Origin of the sequence: Hyalangium versicolor, assembly GCF_020103695.1 — a bacterium.
Lineage (GTDB): Bacteria > Myxococcota > Myxococcia > Myxococcales > Myxococcaceae > Hyalangium > Hyalangium versicolor.
In genome coordinates this window covers 205,295-224,621 of sequence record NZ_JAHXBF010000018.1, presented here as the reverse complement: position 1 = coordinate 224,621, position 19,327 = coordinate 205,295, and the positions used below count along the sequence as shown (strand labels likewise).

Annotated in this window: 19 protein-coding genes and 1 pseudogene; 10 read left to right on the top strand and 10 right to left on the bottom strand. The window is 65.6% G+C overall.

Annotated elements, in window-relative coordinates; all coding sequences use genetic code 11:
* Positions 1 to 213 precede the first annotated feature (213 nt).
* The 3 genes from KY501_RS33870 to KY501_RS33860 all read left to right on the top strand — a co-directional run bounded on the left by KY501_RS33870 (position 214) and on the right by KY501_RS33860 (position 2,543).
* Complete coding sequence (locus KY501_RS33870) at positions 214 to 1,317, top strand: sensor histidine kinase (protein ID WP_224367822.1); 1,104 nt, start codon at positions 214 to 216, stop codon at positions 1,315 to 1,317.
* Positions 1,314 to 2,132, top strand: coding sequence for a LytR/AlgR family response regulator transcription factor (locus KY501_RS33865; protein ID WP_224367821.1), 819 nt, complete (start codon positions 1,314 to 1,316; stop codon positions 2,130 to 2,132). The genes KY501_RS33870 and KY501_RS33865 overlap by 4 nt, the downstream gene beginning before the upstream one ends.
* 174 nt (positions 2,133 to 2,306) lie before the next feature.
* Positions 2,307 to 2,543: a hypothetical protein gene (locus KY501_RS33860; protein WP_224367820.1), complete on the top strand. Its 237-nt coding sequence runs from the start codon at positions 2,307 to 2,309 to the stop codon at positions 2,541 to 2,543.
* Between the two features lie 113 nt (positions 2,544 to 2,656).
* Here KY501_RS33860 and KY501_RS33855 read toward each other — a convergent pair whose 3' ends face one another.
* The 6 genes and pseudogenes from KY501_RS33855 to KY501_RS33835 all read right to left on the bottom strand — a co-directional run bounded on the left by KY501_RS33855 (position 2,657) and on the right by KY501_RS33835 (position 7,214).
* Positions 2,657 to 4,111, bottom strand: a complete 1,455-nt coding sequence (locus KY501_RS33855; RefSeq protein ID WP_224367819.1) for a serine/threonine protein kinase — start codon at positions 4,109 to 4,111, stop codon at positions 2,657 to 2,659.
* 196 nt (positions 4,112 to 4,307) lie between these two features.
* Positions 4,308 to 5,120, bottom strand: a complete 813-nt coding sequence (locus KY501_RS33850) for a WD40 repeat domain-containing protein (protein ID WP_444881614.1) — start codon at positions 5,118 to 5,120, stop codon at positions 4,308 to 4,310.
* Positions 5,121 to 5,126: 6 nt separating this feature from the next.
* Positions 5,127 to 5,174 (bottom strand): annotated as a pseudogene (locus KY501_RS54575) (hypothetical protein); the annotation flags it as partial.
* Between the two features lie 5 nt (positions 5,175 to 5,179).
* Positions 5,180 to 5,752: a hypothetical protein gene (locus KY501_RS33845; protein WP_224367818.1), complete on the bottom strand. Its 573-nt coding sequence runs from the start codon at positions 5,750 to 5,752 to the stop codon at positions 5,180 to 5,182.
* A gap of 4 nt (positions 5,753 to 5,756) precedes the next feature.
* Positions 5,757 to 6,161: a hypothetical protein gene (locus KY501_RS33840; RefSeq protein ID WP_224367817.1), complete on the bottom strand. Its 405-nt coding sequence runs from the start codon at positions 6,159 to 6,161 to the stop codon at positions 5,757 to 5,759.
* Between the two features lie 159 nt (positions 6,162 to 6,320).
* On the bottom strand, positions 6,321 to 7,214 hold the full coding sequence (locus KY501_RS33835) for a LysR family transcriptional regulator (RefSeq protein ID WP_224367816.1): 894 nt from the start codon (positions 7,212 to 7,214) through the stop codon (positions 6,321 to 6,323).
* A 207-nt stretch (positions 7,215 to 7,421) separates the two neighbouring features.
* On the opposite strand from KY501_RS33835, the gene KY501_RS33830 reads away from it, so the two are divergent.
* From KY501_RS33830 to KY501_RS33815, 4 genes are all read left to right on the top strand, one after another.
* The gene (locus tag KY501_RS33830) at positions 7,422 to 7,997 is read left to right on the top strand and encodes an ester cyclase (RefSeq protein ID WP_224367815.1); all 576 of its coding nucleotides are present in this window, start codon (positions 7,422 to 7,424) and stop codon (positions 7,995 to 7,997) included.
* 94 nt (positions 7,998 to 8,091) lie between these two features.
* Positions 8,092 to 10,389: an RCC1 domain-containing protein gene (locus KY501_RS33825; protein ID WP_224367814.1), complete on the top strand. Its 2,298-nt coding sequence runs from the start codon at positions 8,092 to 8,094 to the stop codon at positions 10,387 to 10,389.
* A 163-nt stretch (positions 10,390 to 10,552) separates the two neighbouring features.
* On the top strand, positions 10,553 to 11,377 hold the full coding sequence (locus KY501_RS33820; protein WP_224367813.1) for an SDR family oxidoreductase: 825 nt from the start codon (positions 10,553 to 10,555) through the stop codon (positions 11,375 to 11,377).
* Between the two features lie 163 nt (positions 11,378 to 11,540).
* Positions 11,541 to 13,427, top strand: a complete 1,887-nt coding sequence (locus KY501_RS33815; protein WP_224367812.1) for an RICIN domain-containing protein — start codon at positions 11,541 to 11,543, stop codon at positions 13,425 to 13,427.
* Between the two features lie 77 nt (positions 13,428 to 13,504).
* On the opposite strand, the gene KY501_RS33810 is transcribed toward KY501_RS33815, so the two are convergent.
* The 3 genes from KY501_RS33810 to KY501_RS33800 form a co-directional block, all read right to left on the bottom strand.
* Positions 13,505 to 14,062 carry a hypothetical protein gene (locus KY501_RS33810; protein WP_224367811.1) on the bottom strand — a complete coding sequence of 186 codons (558 nt, stop codon included), beginning with the start codon at positions 14,060 to 14,062 and terminating at the stop codon, positions 13,505 to 13,507.
* Positions 14,063 to 14,093: 31 nt separating this feature from the next.
* On the bottom strand, positions 14,094 to 15,203 hold the full coding sequence (locus KY501_RS33805; RefSeq protein WP_224367810.1) for a DsbA family protein: 1,110 nt from the start codon (positions 15,201 to 15,203) through the stop codon (positions 14,094 to 14,096).
* 147 nt (positions 15,204 to 15,350) lie between these two features.
* Complete coding sequence (locus tag KY501_RS33800) at positions 15,351 to 16,265, bottom strand: LysR family transcriptional regulator (RefSeq protein ID WP_224367809.1); 915 nt, start codon at positions 16,263 to 16,265, stop codon at positions 15,351 to 15,353.
* 135 nt (positions 16,266 to 16,400) lie between these two features.
* Here KY501_RS33800 and KY501_RS33795 point away from each other — a divergent pair, with 135 nt between their 5' ends.
* Genes KY501_RS33795 through KY501_RS33785 form a run of 3 tightly spaced genes read left to right on the top strand, consistent with a single transcriptional unit; the run spans position 16,401 to position 18,714 of the window.
* Positions 16,401 to 17,123 carry an SDR family NAD(P)-dependent oxidoreductase gene (locus KY501_RS33795; RefSeq protein WP_224367808.1) on the top strand — a complete coding sequence of 241 codons (723 nt, stop codon included), beginning with the start codon at positions 16,401 to 16,403 and terminating at the stop codon, positions 17,121 to 17,123.
* 34 nt (positions 17,124 to 17,157) lie between these two features.
* Positions 17,158 to 17,394 carry a tautomerase family protein gene (locus KY501_RS33790; protein ID WP_224367807.1) on the top strand — a complete coding sequence of 79 codons (237 nt, stop codon included), beginning with the start codon at positions 17,158 to 17,160 and terminating at the stop codon, positions 17,392 to 17,394.
* 9 nt (positions 17,395 to 17,403) lie between these two features.
* Positions 17,404 to 18,714: an amidohydrolase family protein gene (locus tag KY501_RS33785; protein WP_224367806.1), complete on the top strand. Its 1,311-nt coding sequence runs from the start codon at positions 17,404 to 17,406 to the stop codon at positions 18,712 to 18,714.
* Positions 18,715 to 18,761: 47 nt separating this feature from the next.
* Here KY501_RS33785 and KY501_RS33780 read toward each other — a convergent pair whose 3' ends face one another.
* Positions 18,762 to 19,283, bottom strand: coding sequence for a hypothetical protein (locus KY501_RS33780; RefSeq protein WP_224367805.1), 522 nt, complete (start codon positions 19,281 to 19,283; stop codon positions 18,762 to 18,764).
* Positions 19,284 to 19,327 lie beyond the last annotated feature (44 nt).

The window sequence follows — 19,327 nt, the reverse complement described above, 5'->3', positions numbered from 1 at the left end:
CCGCGCGACGGAGTGGGTCCTGCTAATATTTCAAATTAAAAGGAATAGGCTCGGTTTGCCGCTTTTGAACACATAGATGCATGGGGCAGATGCGAATCGGCCGCCGCCAGTGGACGTTCACTGTCCTTACCGAGAGCGGCGAGCAGAGACACCCGTGAGTGAACCGAGACTTCAGTACGGAAGCGATGCTTCGCCATGAGAGCCGAGCCGAGATTGCCCCCTCCGACGTGGAGAAGCTGGCGCGCGGGAGCGCTGGTCTTCTCTCTCTGGACGCTCGTCAGCCTGTTGTCCGTGGGAGGCCTGTGGGTGTCCTCCTGGGGCGCTGGCACACCGCCGCCCGACCTCCACGACCTGCTGTGGTCCCTGCAGAGCGACTGGCTGTGGGCGCTGATGACGCCCTTCATGTTTGCTTGTTGCGATCGCTACCCACTGGTCCGGCCGTCGCGGTGGCGCAATCTGGGAGTCCACCTGTTGCTCCTGGCCGTGCTCTGGGTCATCACCGCGACGATGAGGTACGTGCTGGCACCGTGGCTGAGCCAGCCCACCTATCCCTTCGTCGCTCAGCTCGCCAGGTCCCTGGTCCTCTCCATCTTCTGCTACTTCGTCGGAGCGGGAGTGGGCCACGCGCTTCGTTTCCACCGCCTCTATATGGAGCGCCGGCTTCGCGCCTCGGAGCTGGAGACCCAGTTGCTGCGCGCCCAGTTCCTGGCGCTGCAGATGCAACTGCGGCCGCACTTCCTCTTCAACTCCCTCAACACCATCACAGGACTCATCCGCACTGGTGACTCGCGCGGCGCTGTCCAGATGACGGCGGGCCTGGCGGACCTGCTGCGCGCGGTGCTGCGCAGTGACGGATCTCAAGAGGTGCCTCTGCGCCAGGAGTTGGACTTCGTGGAGCGGTACCTGCGCATCGAGCAACTGCGCTTCCAGGAGCGGTTGCGCATCGACATCCAGGTGGATCCGGAGGCAGCGGACGCGTTGGTGCCGCACCTGCTGCTCCAGCCCCTGGTGGAGAACGCCGTGCGCCATGGAGTGCGCAGCGACACAACCGAGAGCAGGGTGGAGATCCAGATCACGCGTGAGGAGGATGAGCTGTGGCTGCGCGTGCGAGATACCGGGGAAGGCCCGCTCTCTCCCCCAGCCGCCGCGCCCGAGCCAGGCGTACCCGAGGAAGGCGGCATTGGCCTGTCCAACACGCGAGCCCGGCTGCGCCATCTTTATGGCGACGCTCAGCGGCTGGAGTTGCTGCCTGCCGAGGGCGGAGGTGCGCTGGCCCAGGCGGTGATCCCCTTCCGTCGCGTGGAGGTGACGCCGTGAGCCCGCCAGCGGTCTCAGCACTCATCCGCGTCCTGGTGGTAGACGATGAGCGGATCGCCCGGCAGAACTTGATGGCGCTGCTGTCCAAAGACCCCGAGGTGGAGGTGGTGGGCGAGTGCGCCACCGGCGCCCAGGCCGTGGAAGCCCTGCGCCGGTCCCCCCCGGAGGTGCTCTTCCTGGATGTGGAGTTGGCGGGCACGGATGGCTTCCATGTGTTGCGGGAGGCCCGCCCCGAGAGGCTCGCCGTCATCTTCGTCACCGCATACGACGCCTACGCCCTCAAGGCCTTCGAGGCGCGCGCTCTCGACTACCTCCTCAAGCCCTTTGATGACGAGCGCTTCGGCAGGGTGCTGGCCCGTGCGAAGGAGCATGTGCGCGGAGGCCGCATCCAGACACTGGCCAGCCACCTTGCCGGGCTCATGGGGCCTTCCTCGCCACCGCCTTCCCCTCTGAGCGCGGCTCCGGCACCTCCACCGGCGCACTACCTGGAGCGGCTGGCGCTCAAGGATATCGGAAGGGTGACCTTTCTCGCCGTGGACGAGGTGGACTGGCTCAAGGCCGAGGATTACTACGTCCAGGTGCACGCGGGCGAGCAGACGCACCTGGTGCGCCAGTCCCTGAGAGAGCTGGAGATGCAGCTCGATCCTCGCCAGTTCGTGCGCATCCACCGCTCGGTCATCGTCAACGTCCAGCGGGTGAAGGAGCTGAGGCCTCTGGTTCACGGCGAGTATCAGGTCATCCTGCGCAACGGCACGCATCTGAAGCTCAGTCGCAGCTACCGCGAGCGTCTGGATGCGCTGCTGGGCCGGGTCTGACAGTTCACGGGTGCGGAAGGCCGCTTCACCGCCCGGTGGAGCGCTTCACTGAACGGTGGCGGTGCGCTCTCGCGCTGGCCTGTAGCTTGGCTCTCGCAGACCGGTCAGGCCGGTGTGCCCGTGGCACCGTCAGGCATGGCGGCCACGGTCTTGCCATGCATGTCGGGAGGAAGCGTGAAGAACATCTGGAAGAAGGCAGTGGTGGGGCTGGCGATGTCGGTGGGTCTGGCCGCGGGTGCGGCGCTGGGGAGCCAGAATCCCGTTGTCGAGTTGGCGGCGGACTGCTGCTCGTCCTGCTATTCGGCGTTCACGAGCTGCAAGCTGAACTGTGGCAGGGATAACGACTGCAAGGCGTTGTGCATGGACGCCTACGAAGGCTGTCAGCTGAGCTGCGACGTCAGCTGCTTCTAGACAGAACCTCTGCCCACCGCGGGGACCCCTGCGGTGGGCAGCCCTGGCGCATCAGACCTGCTGTGGGCTCTCCACCGATCGCCCGCCTCAGTGGAGGTGTAGCCCCCGCAGCTTCATGGTTTGGGGGGCGGTTGCGCGGTGGAGGGAGCCTTCCGCGGCAGGGCTGGCACGTAGCACTGCCCCCGGAACAGTGAGCCTCCAGAGGACTCGCACCCTTCAGAATCAGGAGCGAGAGGAATCCACCAGCATGCCCCGTTGAGCACGGCCTGTCCCTTATGCGGGCAGCGCCCCTTGGTATTGGGGCGTATCTGCCCGGGCTGCGGCTCGGGGAGGGGCTCCGCTGCCACGACGGGGAGGGAAGGCTCGGGAGCGTCCACGGCGGATGAGGTGGAGGACACCGTCTCGCCGAGCCCTGCTGTACCTGCGTCAGCCCGGTCTGCCCCGGAAGAATGGACGGAGAACCTCGCTTCGAGCGTTCCAACCGCTTTGTCTCCCGCCCATGCGGCCACCACCAGCCCTGCGGCGGTAGCCAGCCACGGCCACACCTTGCGCGCCCTCCTCTGGGACAGCGTGCTGTCGGCGGAGGGCTTCTTGTCGGGGAGTGGCTCGGTGCCATGCTGCTTCACCTCGGGGCTCGCAGCGGGAGGTGAAGGCTCGGCGGCTTGCACCGCCACGCGAGTGGAGGGTCGCGCGGCTCGCTCCATCTCCTCGACCAACTGCGCCACCGTACCTCGCTCCTCGGGTCGCACCGATAACAGCCGCCTCACCGGCGTTTGGAGCACAGGTTCCACCTGCTCCAGCGCCCTCGGCACGTCTATCGCCTCCATCCTCCAGACGCCCTGCGCATCCTTCTCCGGATCCGTGAATCGCGGGTACTCGCTCGTCAGCCACCGGCACGCCGTCACTCCCAACGCGTACAACTCATCCGCAGGTCCCGCCCGGTAGCGCTCGGCTCGGGTGCGCATGTGTTGCAACTCGAAGAGCCCCGACTCGGGCGAGCGGTACGCAGGTGTCCCCGGGTATGTATCCGGCGGCGTCAACGTCTCGGCCTGCGGGTACAGCCCCGTGCCGAAATCAATGAGCATCGCGCGCCCGTCCGAGCGGCGGACCAGCACATTGTCGCCTTTGACGTCGCGGTGCACGCACCCGGAGGCGTGGATGTTCTGGAGCGCTCGGGCCAGTTGAGCCAGCATCTGGCACGCCTGGGGCGTGGAGAACGGCTGCTGCCGAGCCCAGGCGTACAGCGGCAGTCCTTCGATCCACTCCATGACAACGTAAGGGAAGACGTCCCCACCGGGGTGCTGCCACTCGCCGCCTTCCCACAACCGGGGGATGCTGCCATTGCGCAGCCGGGACAGCAGCTCCGCCTCACGTGCGAAGCGCGGATTGCGCGGCACCAGGGCCAGCTTGAGCGCCACCGGAGAGGCGTGCTCCTTGTCCGCCAGCACCGCTCGATAGACAGCTCCATGGGTGCCTTGGCCCGTCCAGTCCAGGATGCGCCACCGGCCCACGAGCGTTCCCTCTGGCAGCGCTGCGGGTGAGAGCGAGGACGAAGGAACTCTGGACATGCGTCGCAGCCTGCCCCAGGGCGTGGAGCAAGAAAAGTGTGGCCCCAAACTCCGAGCATTCCGGAGCACGGGACCGCTCCTCTTGTTACCGAACGGGCAATTCGAGGAAGCCGATGTCCTGCTCGTAGCCGAGGCAGCGCACAGTCTCCCAGGCGGAACGCGTCCAACTCAGCGGGAAGAGATGGTGTACGCGTGGTTAACGGGGCAGAGAGTAGAGGGGTTCGTTCTGGGGGACGCGCAGTGGGAAGTAGGGCTCCAACTCGCCGGGTTCAAAACGACATAGGCTGATGGCGTGCCAGAAGGAGCCGCCGAGCGGCCCCTCGGAGTGGTAACGGCCATCCGGCGTGAAGGCCACCCAGCCCTCGGCGAGAGAGACCAGCACAGCCAGGCACTCGCCCGAGGCAATGTTCCACAGGCGCCTGGTGGCGTCGTCGGAGCCTGAGGCGAGCGTCTTGCCGTCGGGGGAGAAGGCCACGCTCCTGACGCTGCTTGAATGGCCTTTGAGGACGCGGCGCTGGGTGCCCTTGTCGGCGTCCCACAGGCGCACGGTGGCGTCGTCGGAGCCCGAGGCGAGCGTCTTGCCGTCGGGGGAGAAGGCCACGCTCATGACCTGGCCCTCGTGTTCCTGTAAGACGCGGAGGAGGGTCCCGCTCTCCATGTCCCAGAGTTGGACCGAGCTGCCACAGTCCGCAGCCAGGAGTCGCCCATCGCGGCTGTAGGCGACTGAGTGGTAAGGCGAGCTCGCTGACACAGTGGGCGTCGGCGCTCCGCTCAGGGAGTGTGCTGCACCCCAGAGATCATCCTCGCGCCCGTCCAGCGCGCCTGAGTCAAACCTTGCCTTGAGGAGCTTGGCCTGATGAAACCGCGTCCCCCTCAGCGTCGCGCCCAGCAGGCTGGCCTCCAGGAGCCGGGCACCTCTCATATCCGCCCCGCTGAGATCCGCCCGCTCCAGGTTGGCCTCCGACAAGTCCGCGCGTTGGAGCCTCGCTCCCACCAGAGTCGTCCCCATCAGATTCGCTCGGACGAGCGATACACCCGTGAGGTCAGCTCCGCTGAAATCCAGGTTGCTCAGGGAACACTTGCTGGCTGGCTCGTAAAGAGCGCATGAAACAACGTGGTGTGGGGCGGTTGCTGGGGATCCACGAAGAGGTGAATGGGTGTCTCCGACACTTCACGTGGGAGCAGATGGATGCCCCATCGAGTCTCGATGTTCCGGCCCATGATGGCCGCAGGTGCCTGCATCTCTGCCGGGAGGGGTTCGAAGAAAACGTGATCACCCACCCGCCGCTTCCCGCTGAACTCGTAGCGCACACCGTAGACGGTATAGACGGGAGCGAGAATGCTGACACAGCCGACGACTACCCACCGCGACGAGGCAGACTCGAGGGCTGCCTCCGGATAGGCCGCGCAGCGCAAGCAGGCATCCACGGGGACTGTGACGTTCGTCACTGTAAAACCCGAGAGTGCTGCGTCCAGTGAGCGGACAAACGCGGTCCAGCCATCCATCTTTCCGAGTTCTTGCCGCCACAATGCCTGGAACCTGGCCACCGCGGGGCTCTTCTCGGGTCTGAGGTACTCGTCCTTGTCCGCGGGCCAGTAGTTCCGTGCAATGGACAGAAGTTGCTCGGCAGTCATCGCCATGGATTCAGAACCCCACACGGGTAGGCGAAATGTCTTTCCGGCACCCCAGATTGACCCGAGCTCCCAGAACCCGCTCCGTCAAAAGCAGGTGAAAGGTATCCTTGAACTGCAGGCATACCAGCGCAGAAGGGTTATCGGGTGGGGCTGGCAAAACGATCCGCTCCGAGGCCAGGTTGATGCACTCCGTGGCGATCTCCGCAGCCTCCCACGCTGGGATGTAGCCGTTGTCGCGGGTCTCGATGGGCATTCCGATGCCCAGCGCACAGATGTGGGAGTCGTGGGTCGTCATGTTCTCCATCCGCGCTTCGAGACACGCCTCCTGCCAGCCGCCCGGTCCTGGCCCGCTCTTCGCGATAACTGGATAGAACTTGAGCTGCGCTCCGATGCACCCCGGCATGAACAGCAGCACGAGAGCGCTGAGATGAAGCCATGGGAGTGGCGAGGACAGGCTCAGGGAAGCCCTCCAATCAGATATGTCGAGCCTACTCCTGACCATGCAAGAGTCTCTCGTGCCTCCTGGGGCCATGTTCTCAAGGCGACAGGTTCGAGCTCGACGCTTGGGGAGTGCTCAGCCCCCGGTGGGAGGTGCCGAGAGCGGTCGGCTCTGGAGGAACTCGACGAGGAAGTCGCGGAAGACCATCACCTTCCTGGGGAGGTGCTGAGCCCGCGGGTACAGCATCATCAGAGACGTCGATGCCTGCGTGTAGCGCGGCAGCACGCGGACGAGCTGCCCGGACGTCACCTCCGCCTGCGCGAGGAACGTGGGGAGGATGGCGATCCCCGCTCCCGCCTTCACCGCCTCGCGCAGGAAGAGCATGTCGTCGGCGACCACGTGCGCCTTCTTCTCCGAGAGGCCCAGCTCTCCCAGGTGCTTGAGCCCCCGAAACGCAACGAAGTCGTGGTGCGCCAGCTCCTCGGGAGTGCGGGGAACGCCACGGCGGGCCAGATACGTCGGCGACGCGAAGAGCTGCACGTCGATCGCGCCGAGTCGCCGGACCTTCAGCGATGAGTCCGCCAGCCTCGCTCCCGAGGCTCGGAGCGCGAGATCGAACCCCTCCGCCACCAGGTCCACGGTCCGGTTGGTGAGGCGGCAGTCGACTCGCACCAGGGGATAGCGCGCGGTGAAGCGGGCGATGACCTCGGGGAGGAAGGTGGCTCCCATGTCATGCGGCGCCGTGAGCCGCAGCTCGCCCGAAGGTGCCTCCTCCCGCTCGGGCAGGGTTCCCACCACTTTCTTCAGTGAGGCGAGCAGTGGCGACACCTGCTCGTACAACGCCGCGCCCGAGGTGCTCAGCGAGACGTGACGCGTCGTGCGGTGGAGCAACTGCGCTCCCACCGAGGCTTCGAGGCGCGCCACGCCCCTGCTCACGGACGACTTGGGCACCCCGAGCCTGCGGGCCGCCTCCGAGAAGCTGTTCGTCTCCGCGACGGCCACGAAGAAGCCGAGGAGGTTCAGATCCATGGGTCCACCGGAATAAGGGCTGTCGAAGGCGGGCACTGTTCCAGATGAGCAACAGTGAAGCGAGCGAATGCCAGCTAGTGGCAGCACCGGCACACCGACATATTGCTCGACAGCACAGCACGACCGCGGCGGGTGGCTGGCCGAGTGCGGGGGACCTCCCTCCTCGACCGCTTCCAGAGCCCGGCATCACCCCAGAAAGGGACAGTCATGAAGAAGCAAATCGGATCTCCCCGCTTCCAGACGATGAACCTCCGCAGCCTCCAGAGGGCCACCTTGGCAGGGCTCGCGTTCCTGGCCCTGGGCGCGTGCTCCAGTCCGGAGCAGGAGCTGGAGCGCTACCAGGAGAATGAGCGCCAGGTGAACGAGCACCTCGTTACGTTCGATGACCTCGACTTCAACGTCTTCACGAACCAGCACTGGGACCAGCTCCACCACAGCCATGCGCAGGACGTCATCGTGCACTGGCCCGATGGCCACCAGACGCGAGGCATCGACGTCCACATCGAGGACCTCAAGGCGATGTTCGTCTATGCGCCGGACACGCGCATCCAGGTGCATCCGATCAAGTTCGGAGACGGGGAGTGGACCAGTGTCGTCGGCACCATGGAGGGAACCTTCACCCAGCCCATGCCCATGCCCGACGGCACGAGCATTGCCCCGACGGGCAAGCCCTTCAAGCTGGAGATGAGCACGGTCGGCCGCTGGAAGGACGGCGTCATGGCCGAGGAGTTCCTGTTCTGGGACAACCAGACGTTCATGAAGCAGATCGGGCTCGCTCAGTAGCGCCCCGGAAGAGCACCCAGCGAAAATGGGCTTTCGCGGTGGGTGACCGCTCTGTAGGGTGCGCGCCGATTTTTTCGCAGCAGAGGAGCGTGCAATGCAGCGGCAATTGTCGGGCGCCCGGATTCTGTGGGCGGTGCTTTGTGGCCTGTGCGTGACAGGCTGTGCGGTGGATGACCCGGACGGTGACAGGCTCGAGAGCGAGCTCTCGGCGCAAACGGGAGCAGCGCTCCCCTCCGACGCAAAGGGCGAGCGGACCGTGGCCGCCGCGCTCGTCGCCAGCGGCCCCATCACGAAGGCTCTCTCCGTCGGTAACACCCACTCCCTGGCCCTGCGCACGGACGGCTCCGTGTGGGCATGGGGACAGAACACGTATGGGCAGCTCGGAAATGGGACGCAGGCCCTCAGCACCGTCCCGGTCCGCGTGACGGGTCTCCCCGTCATCCGAGTGATCGCCGCGGGCATGAACCACTCGCTCGCGCTTGGGGTGGACGGCTCGGTCTGGGCCTGGGGGCAGAACACCTCGGGCCAACTCGGTGATGGAACGGCGACCTCCCGCCTGACGCCCGTGTCCGTGACCGTTCCGGGCGGTGCCGTGGCCATCGCCGGAGGTCTGAGCCACTCGCTGGCTATTGCCGCCGATGGCAGTGTCTATGGGTGGGGCGCCAACGGTGATGGTCAGCTTGGCGATGGGACGACAAGTCCCCGGCTGACACCGACCCGCATCGTCTTCCCTGTCAGCATCGTGGCCATCTCGGCGGGGTGGTTCCACTCGATGGCATTGGGAGCGGACGGACGCGTGTGGACGTGGGGCCGCAACGTCAATGGGCAGATCGGCAATGGGAGCGCCTCGAGCGTTGCCCAGCTCACGCCGTACCAGGTGAGCCTGGTGCTCGCAGCCACCGCCGTTGCTGCCGGAGGCACCCACTCGTTGGCACTGCTCTCCAACCAGAGCGTGGTGGCGTGGGGACAGAACACCTATGGACAGTTGGGCAATGGGACGACCGCTACGGCGCAGAGCACGCCCGTGGCGGTGGCCCTCTCGGGGGCGGTGAAATCCATCTCCACGGGAGGCAGCATCTCGTTGGCCATCGACTCCACTGGAGCCGCCTGGAGCTGGGGCCAGAACACTTTTGGTCAGCTCGGTGATGGGACGCAGAACCAGCGCACGAGCCCGGTGCGAGTGCAGGGGTTGAGTGATGCGCTGGCGGTCTCCGCGGGACCCTTCCACGCCCTGGCGGTGCGCCCCGGCTGCCCGTTCTGGGCCTGGGGACTGAACTCCTCGGGGCAACTGGGCAATGGCACGCAGACCAACCAGTTCACGATGATCCAGACGCAGCTGGTGAACATCTACTTCTACGATATCGATACCGATAACTATGGCGGCGATCTGTTTGACCCCGTGGAGGATTGCCAGCCTCCCAGCCCCGAGTACGTGGAGCAGGGCCTGGACTGCAATGACTTCGACTCCACGATCAATCCCGGAGCCACGGAGGTATGCGATGGCCAGGACAACAACTGCAATGGACAGGTGGATGACGGAGCCTCCGGGGGCACCTGGTATCGCGACGCGGATAACGATGGGTATGGCAATCCAGCGGTGAGCACCCAGGCCTGCGCGAAGCCCGCGGGCTACGTGTCCAACTCCGCGGACTGCAACGACGCCAACGCCAACGTGAAGCCTGGAGCCACCGAGGTGTGCAACAAGGTGGATGACAATTGCAATGGTTCCGTCGACGAGGGGCTTCCTGTGAGTACCTGGTACCGCGACGCGGATGCTGACGGGCGCGGTACTCCATCATCGGTCATCCAGGCGTGCTCGGCACCGGCCGGTTACGTGTCCAACTCCGACGACTGCGAAGATAATAACGCCTCATTGCCTCGCTATTACTCCTGGGATGCCGATGGGGATGGTTATGGACAGGGTGGTTTTGTTGCGGGCCCCGCCCCCGGCCCCTCTTCCTACCTGGGATGCACTCAGCTTGCGGGCTATGTCGCCAATGCCGACGACTGCGACGACAGCAGCTCCTACGTGCGTCCCGGAGCCGCCGAGGTATGCGACCGGGTAGACAACAATTGCAATGGCTCACTCGACGAAGGCTGCTCGTGCTCGGCGTGGTTCAGCAGTGCCACGGTCCCCAGCGGCGGCACGGCGACCTTCGGTTTCTCGGCGGTAGGCTCCTACCCCGCAGGCTCGAAGGCCTACTTGTATGGAAGGAGGAATGGCGTGGTGGATACGAGCGGTTCGTTCTCCTACGACCAGCTTACGTTCTCCTTCCTCGTCCTCAACTCCCCCGGCCTCCAGGGCTACTATGAGAGGTACATCGTCATCCGAGGGCCCAACAACCAGGACCTCTGCACGACCAACACCGTCTACCAGACGTTCCTCCCGTAGTTCCTCCCCGTGTCGTGGCAGACAGGGCCCTATCCTCTTGGGGTAGGGCCCTGCGGGGAGGCCTGGAGCGGCGTGTCACGCTTCGCTCAGGCCTCTCCGCGGCGAACTGGATCCACGGGAACCTCGTGGGGTCAATGCAGGAAAGAGGGAGGGGATGCACCCCATGAAGACGGTTCTCATCACCGGAAGTTCCAGAGGCCTCGGCCGCGCCTTGGTGAAGCACTTTCAGCAGAAGGGCTGGCAGGTGGCCGCCACCATGCGGGCACCCGACGCGGAGCGGGAACTGCACCTGCTGCCGCACGTCCGGGTGTACGGCATGGATGTGATCGACGACGCATCCGTTCGCAAGGCCGTCAGCGAAGTGCTGAGGGACTCCGACGGTATCGACATGGTCATCAACAACGCCGGCTATGGCACGTTCGGCCCCTTCGAGGCCGCCACCGAGGAACAGATCCAGCATCAGTTCTCGACGAACCTGTTCGGAACGATGCGGGTCATCCGCTCCGTCCTGCCCCATTTTCGGGCCCGGCGCGGTGGCATGGTGGTCAACATCGGGTCTGTGGGCGGCCTGATGACCTTCCCGTTCTACAGCCTGTATCACGGCACGAAGTTCGCGCTCGAGGGCTTCTCGGAGTCGCTGCGCTTCGAACTGAAGCCTCTCGGTATCACGGTGAAGTTGATCCAGGCCGGAGGGGTGAGCACCGACTTCAACGGGAGTTCCCTGCAGCTGTTCTCCAGGGAGGGCTTCGAAGCGTACTCGGAGGCCCACGACAAGTGCCTGGCGGCCTACCGCAGTAACGGGAGCTCCCTGAATGCCTCCCCCGAGTCGGTCGCGGCAGACATCTTCGGGGCTGTCACCGACGGCACGGACCGGCTCCGCTACATCCTCCCTCAGGGTGGGCTGACCTCGCAGTTGGTGCAGATGCGCGAGACGATGTCGGATGAGCATCTCGCCGAGGCGCTCTGGAAGTCATTCATGGGCACCTGAGACTTCAATCTGCCGCGATAATTCCAACAGCTCGGAGACATCGAGAACACAGGTCGATTTTTCGGGTTTATGCTGGAATAGCAATTAAAGCGTGTTTTGCTGCTTCTGATATGGATGAGAATGAGCTAGAAAGGAGCTCACTCAACCCAGACACGAGGCAGACATGTCGCCATATGGCGTTGTGAGAGCTATTTCCAAAAACCGGTGGAGTCGGGGGAGCAAGACGGGGCTGGCTCTGACCCTGGGGCTGGCTCTGGCGTGCTCGGGCGCGGACGAGGCGCGAACCTACGAAGGGGAGCTGCGGATGTTCTCCGTGGATGCCGCGGATGGCACCCACCGGATGGGATATGGGTTGCAGACTCCGGAGGGCGAGGCCTTCGAGCTGGCCTTCGAGGGAGAGCCGTCCTTCCAAGCGGGGAAGCGCGTCATCGTCCGGGGGCAGCTCGCCCCTGAGGAGAGCGTCGCAGAGGGGCCCTTGGGGCGGGTCGGCAAGCGGCTCGAGGTGCAGTCCATCGACGCTCTCCCCGCCGCGGACGACGGCCTGGCGACGTCGGAAGCCGCCCTCGTCGGCGGTTCGCCGAGGACCATCCGGGTCGCCATCCTCCCCCTGGTCTTCCCCGGGAGCACGGCGTCGATCACGACCACCACGGCGCGGCAGCGCCTGGACACGGTCACCGCGTACTACAAGGAGATCTCCTACGGCATCTGGAACGTCCAGGGAGACGCCCTCGCGCCCCTGAGCCTGCCCAAGCCGGCGAACTGCAACCTGGACACCATCAGCAACGCGGCGCGCGCGGCGGCACAGAGCCAGGGCATCAACCTGAGCGTCTATGCCCACGTGGGCTTTGTGATTCCCACCAACTCGGGCTTCACCGATTGCGCGTGTGGCCTTGCGTGGGTGGGTCAGCCTCCGGCCTCGGGTAACTCGTTCGGAAACGCCAGCTTGTATACGTGCACGGACGCGAACGCCTTCGCGCACGAGATGGGCCATGGCTTTGGCCTGGGACACGCGTCCACCGCTCGCTGCGGCACCGGCGTCGCGTACCTTCGCAGCCCCTATTCCAGTTGTAGCCCCGACGAGTACGGCAACCGCTTCAACACCATGGGAGGAGGGCTGGGGCACATGAACGCCTTCCAGAAGTCCGCCATGTTGTGGTTGGACAAGTGCAACAACGTCCGGGCCACGCGCGACGCCACGTACGATCTCGTGCCCATCCAGAGCGCCTCCAACGGGATTCAGTCCCTGCAGATCCCCACGGGCGACACGGTGGACAACAAGCCGCTCCACTACTGGGTGGAGTACCGCAATCCCGCGCTCGCCACCTTCAACGCGGGGCCGTCAGGCGCACCCGAGACCAGCACGGGCGTGCACATCGACGTCGCCCAGGACTTCCGCTCGGGCAGCGGCAATCGCAACCCACTGCTGCTGGACCTGGCGCCCAACTACCCCAACACCCACCGCGATCCCCGTCTCACCGCCGGCCGCACCTTCCAGGATCCCGATGGCCGCGTCAGCATCACCGTGGTCTCGCAGACCAGCGACAAGGCCACGGTGCGTGTCACCTTCCCGAACGGCGGCTCGGGCGTGAACACGTGCAGTGACGGCACGGTCCCCGGCGGTTCCGGGCCCCAGAATGGCTCCATCGTGCGGCTCGCCGCGAAGCACAGCGGCAAGTGCCTGGACGTTCCCTCCTCCAGCACCACGAGGGGGACGGCTCTCCAGCAGTGGGGGTGCAATGGAACGAACGCCCAGGCCTTCCGCCTGCAGGCCGTCACCGGGGGCTTCAACCTCGTGAACGTCAACAGCAGCATGTGCGTTGACGTGAGCAACTCCAGCACCGCGGATGGGGGCATCATCCAGCAGTGGGATTGCAACGGCACGAACGCCCAGGTGTTCACCCTGAACGCGTTGAGCGGAGGTGGCTACTCGCTCGTGAACATCAACAGCAGCAAGTGCGCCGAGGTCGTCAGCGCCGCGCTCAACGATGGGGCGAGTGTGAAGCAGGCGAGTTGCAGCAGCGGCACCCACCAGCAGTGGACGCTTCAGTAACGGCACCCACAGTCGAGGGAGCCCGGGCTGCTGTGGGCTCCCTCCGATAGGCACTCCCCGCTGGCGGGACGCGATGGCTATGGACGGCGGGTCTTGGGGTCAAAGCATTGCACGGCGCCCGACGCGGCGACGCAGATGCCCTCGGGTGTCTGGGAGCAACGAACCTCGCCGTTTCCGGAAGCGCACGAGTAGCCACACGCGATCTTGCCGTAGCCGCTCTTGCATTGAGGGGTGGGCAGGTCACTTCCGTACTGGCGGATGACCCTCTCAGATGGATCGAAGCAGAGGACTCGATCGTAGCCGGATTCGCACACCCCCCACGGCGTCTGCGAACATTGAACCTGCCCGTAACCGGATGCGCACTGGTAGCCGCAGGTGATGAGCCCGTAGCCGCTCTTGCAGCTCGGTCGCGGCGGTTCGCCCTGAAAGGCGCGCACCACGTACGCAGGCGGGTCGAAGCACACCAACCGGTCGTACGCCGCTTCGCAAATGCCGTGCGGCGTCTGAGCGCATTTCACTTCGCCGAAGGCCGCCTTGCAGTCGTAGCCACAGACAGTCTTTCCGTAGGCGGTCTTGCACTCGGCTTGGGGGTGGGTGCCGGTGATGACGGCAACAAGGGTCAGTGCGAGGAGCATGGGATGAGCCTCTTTGAGCCGCTGGCGTGATTCACGGCTTCTCCACCGACACGACCGTGGAAAGCCGCTGCTCATCACTGCCCGTGCAGGTGATGGAGGGATCGAGCCGCGCCCAGTCACTGCACGCAGACTCCATGCTTTGAGAGAGGTGGATTCCGACGTTCTTCGACGGGCTCGGGCAGGGCGTCTCGCTCCCGCCTTCCCCGAACTCGGTGGCCCCACAGCCCATTCGCGCCCGCAGGTCCTCCAGGAGTGCCGGTCGGTCTCGCCGGAACACCTCGGAGCCAATCTGCAGCCCCAGGGCGGAGCGGCTCAGGACGTAGTCGATGCGGGTAACGCCCCCCTTTTTCATTCGCAGCTCGTAGGTGCACAAGTCGCTTCCCGCTTCTCCCGCCACGCACAGCCAATCGTTGTTCCGGCGGCCGGTGCGCAGCCCCAGGCGCTTGACCTCCGCCTCGGTCTGTCCCAGGAAGAACGGCCCGATGCCCTTGCTCGGGTTGAGAGTCGGCACCGGCGTATTGCGCCTCTCCTGAGCTGCTTTGACAGCCTGCTCCACGGCACTCAGCACCTTGTCCGCCAGCAACCCCGCCTTGAGGTCGACGCCGTCGAGGTACCAGTGAGGAGAGCCAGACATCTTGACGGCCGCGACATCCGCCAGGCTCTGCTCGAGGCCCGCCTTCCACTTGCCTTGGGTCAGGCTGGCCTCGAAGCGCTGCGCCGGCCCTGCCCCCGCGCGCTCCGCGGCCGCCGAGAGGTAGGCCGCGTCGCGGGTTCCCTTGTACGGGGTGACCTCTTCGACGAAGCGGAGGTACGCCTCTCCTCCCTTGAGCAGGAACACCCCCCGCGCAGCCTGGGCCGCCAGTGCGGCTCCTTCGTGGAAGGTCATGGGGTAGTCGCGAACCACGATGCGAACATCGTTGGGCCAGGAGCGCCGGATCTGTTGGAACAGCGGCGCCACCGTGTCCTTGGCGATGAGGGCGTACTCGACGTAGGCGACCAACTTGACGGGAGCCTCCGGAAGTCCGAGCACGATGTCGTCGGTTCGCTCGTTCAGGAATTCCGTCGATTTGCTGCTGGGTTCGGCCCACGCTGCCTGCCCCACGAACAACCACGCAACAAGCCCCAGTGCCGCAGCCTTCATCGTGTTCTCTCCCGACGTGAGTAACGTGCGGGCGGGTGGACGAGGAGGGAAGGTGGCCTATTCACTCTCAATCCAACATCAGCGTGTGTCAGTTCTTAGGGGAAAACCCCAGGTCCGTTCCGTGGACGAACATCGGATCAGCGCGGGTCAGACGCGGGCGATTCGCGCGAACTCCGCCTTCAGCCGCGGCGCCGCGAAGTCCACGAAGGCTCGCACCTTGGGTACCGACAGACGTCCCTCGGGCGTGAGCAGATGCACTGGCGATCTCGAGGCATCGGCCGCTGGCAGCACCTCCACCAGGCGTCCCTGACGAAGCTCGTCGGCCACCTGGTACGAGAACACCCGCGTCACTCCCCGGCCTTCCAGCGCCGAGGCGACAGCGGCCTCCACCGTGTTCACCTCCAGCCTCGGCGTGATGCGGATGGACTGCGGACTCGTCCGATCTGCCTCGGGGTGGAACGTCCATGCATCCTGGCCAAACACCGTCATTGCGATGCACGCATGTTTCGAGAGATCCGTGAGCCGGGTGATGGGCGGCCGCGATGCGAGGTACGCCGGAGAGGCGCAGACCAGCCTTCGCACCTCGCCAACACGGATGGCTGTAAGGCTGGAATCGGGTAGGTGCGCGATGCGCATCGCCACGTCGACTCCTTCCTCCACCAGGTTCACCTGCCGGTCGAGCATCTGGAGCCTGACGGTGACGGAGGGATGCGCGTCCAGGAAGGCATCGACGATGGGCCTCAGGACGCGCGCGCCGGCGACCACGGGGCTCGTGATCGTCAGCGTGCCGCGTGGCGCAGCCCCTTCGCCCGCGGCCATCAGGTCGGCTTCCTCCAGATCGGCCAGTACCCGTCGGCAGGCGGCGGCATAGCGCTCACCGGCTTCGCTCAACTTCAGCGTGCGGGTGGTGCGGTGCAGCAGCTGCACGCCCACGTGGGCCTCGAGAAAGGCAACAGCTCGGGACACGGCTGCGGGAGAGCGGCCGAGCTTGCGGCCCGCTTCGGACAGGCTGCCTTCGTCCACCGCCTTCACGAACACCCGCATGGCGTGGATCTGGTCCATCTTTGCTCCAGGCGTAAAAGTGACTTGCGCACCGTAGCGATTCATTCGGGGGGCGCAACTGAGTACTTCATGCGGTGTCAACGCAAGCCGCGCCGCTGGAGACATATGCGCGGCCCCCTCAAAGAGAGTCGTGTCATGAGCAGCGAACAGAAGGTCGCGATCGTTACGGGTGCGTCTCAAGGAATCGGCGCGGGCCTGGTCAAAGGCTTCCGCAGCCGCGGTTACCGAGTGGTTGCTAACTCGCGCTCGATACAGCCGAGTGTCACAGGTGGCGATCCGAACATCCTGACCGTCGAGGGTGACGTCGGCGATCCGCGCACCGCCGACCGGATCATCAACGCGGCCGTCGAGCGTTTCGGCCGGGTGGACACCCTGGTCAATAACGCCGGCATCTTCATTCCGAAGCCTTTCGTCGAGTACACAGAGGCTGATTTCACCGCCATGCTCTCGGTGAACCTGGCGGGCTTTTTCTATGTTTCGCGGCGGGCGGCGCTCGAGATGCTGCGGCGGGGCACCGGGCACATCGTCAACATCACGACCAGCCTGGTCGTGCAGCCGATGGCAGGGGTGCCAGCGGCGTTGGCTTCCTTGACCAAGGGTGGGCTCGACGCCGTCACCCGCTCCCTGGCCATCGAATACGCCGAGAAGGGTGTGCGCGTGAACGCAGTCTCCCCCGGCATCATCAAGACGCCCATGCACCCGGAGAAGACTCACGCGGCACTCGCTGGGCTCCAGCCCATGCGGCGCCTGGGCGAGGTCGAGGAGATCGTCGACGCGGTGCTGTACCTCGACACGGCCGCGTTCGTCACAGGTGAGATCCTCCATGTCGATGGAGGCGCACACGCTGGTCGCTGGTAGCCCATCACCCGCAGCCCCGTGCGAGGAAAATCCGATGCCCTACGTCAACATCAAGATCACCCGCGAAGGCCACACGACCCGCGACCAAAAGGCCGCCCTCATCAAAGGAGTCAGTGAACTGCTGCTCAAGGTGCTCAACAAGCCCCTGGCCGCGACCTTCGTCGTCATCGATGAGGTGGAGTTGGAGGACTGGGGTGTCGGAGGCCTGCCGGTTGAGGATTATCGGAAACAGGAAGAGCGCTCGCTTCACACGCTGAGAGGGAGAGAGTAGAGGGGAGGCATGAGACGATTCGTCAGCGTGTGGTTGTTGCTCTTCGTGGCTGGCAGCGCGGCGGCCCAGCCCGCTTCGCCTCAGAGCGCGCCCAGAAAGCCGAGGGTCGTTCGGGCGGCCCGGCTGCTCGATGTTCGCACCGGCATCTTCCTCAAGAACCCCGTCATCATCATCGAGAACGAGCGGATCTCGGCGGTGGGGACGGGGCTGCCGGTTCCTGAAGGGGCGGAGGTGCTCGATCTCGGCGGAGCCACCGTGCTGCCGGGATTGATCGACGGCCACACGCACCTGCTGGCGCGGGAGCCCGATGTACCTGAGGGCTATGTCCTGAACCTGATCACCAAGTCCCAGGCGCTTCGAGCCCTGGAGGGTGCGGCGAACGCCAGGGCCACGCTGTACGCCGGCTTCACGACCGTGCGGGATGTCGAGAGCGAGGGGGCCTTCTACGCGGACGTCGCACTGCGAGATGCCATCCGTCAGGGGCTGGTCGAAGGTCCCCGGATGCTCGTGTCCACCCGAGCGATTGCCGCGGTGGGTACCTATTACCCGGAGGGCCTCTCGCCCGACTTGAAGGATCCTCCCACCGGCGCGCAGCTCATCACCGGCGCTGACGAGGCTCGGCGCGCGGCCCGGGAGCAGCTCGGCCATGGCGCGGATCTCCTCAAGATCTACGCGGATTGGCACCACCCCACGCTCACCGTCGAGGAGATGCGGCCCATCGTAGAGGAAGCGCACAAGGCTGGCCGCAAGGTGGCCGCACACGCCGTGACGAGCGAAGGCATCCGCAACGCCCTGGCGGCAGGCGTGGACTCGATCGAGCACGGGCACGAGGCGGACCGCGCCGCCCTGGAGCTCATCAAGAAGCAGGGAGTCTTTCTCGTTCCCACCATCGGCTACTTCGAGCTGTCCTTGGAGGAGGCTCCCAACGAGAAGGCACGGCAGTTCCTCGACAAGAAGCTCCAGTCCCTGCGCAAGGGCGTAGCGCTCGCGTACAAGCTTGGCGTGAAGATCGTCAGCGGGTTCGACGCGAGTTCGGCTCGCAACCACGGGCGCAATGCCTGGGAGGTGGTGGCGCTCCAGCGGGCCGGGCTGCCGCCCATCGAGGCGATTCGAGCCGCCTCCTCACGAGCCGCGGAGCTGCTCGGGCTCCAGGAGCACGTTGGTACGCTGGAGCCCGGCAGGTACGCCGACCTGATCGCCGTCTCCGGGGATCCGCTCGCGGACGTGACGGAGTTGCAGCGCGTGCGGTTCGTGATGAAGGGCGGGCTCGTGGTGCGAAACGAGCTTGCTCCTGGCTCGGCGGCTCCTGACCTGCCCTGAGCGCGGAGCGGGGGGCGCCACCGGGCTACGAGGCTGGCGCCGGATCCTCAGAGCGAGCAGCCATGGCCGCAGGGGATGCCGGGGCCATCATCCGAGTCTCCCTCCGAGCCGCCGAAAGCCAGCCCCAGGGCAATGAGCCCGGCAGCCAGCCCCACGGCGATGCCCGAGCCCAGCAGCACCGTCTTGCCCAGGCTGAACTTGCGCACGCCCGCGGAGCCAACCTCCGTCAGGGGAACCTCGACGGTGCGCCCGAGCGCCTCCTTGGGCACGCCGCGGAAGCTCTGTCCATCGACGTTCACCTCCCGGTACTTCTCGGTGATGACGTCGCCATCGGTCTTCTCGAGCACCAGGGGCGTGTCCGTGTTGAAGACGTGCTCGTTGCCTTCGGTGTCGCGCAGCCGCCGTACGTCCTTGCGCTCGTTGCGCAAGGAGCCCTCGATGTCCTGGAGCAGCGTGGTGTCCTTGCCAGCCCAGCCATCGAGGCGGGCCAGTTCGTGCTTGGGAATGGTGTAGGTGGTGCTGCAGCCCGTCACGGTGAGCAGCAGGGCAAGCGAAGCACGGATGCGCATGGAGGCCTCCTTCAGGGGGCTCCAGGATAGCGCGGTCTCTGGTG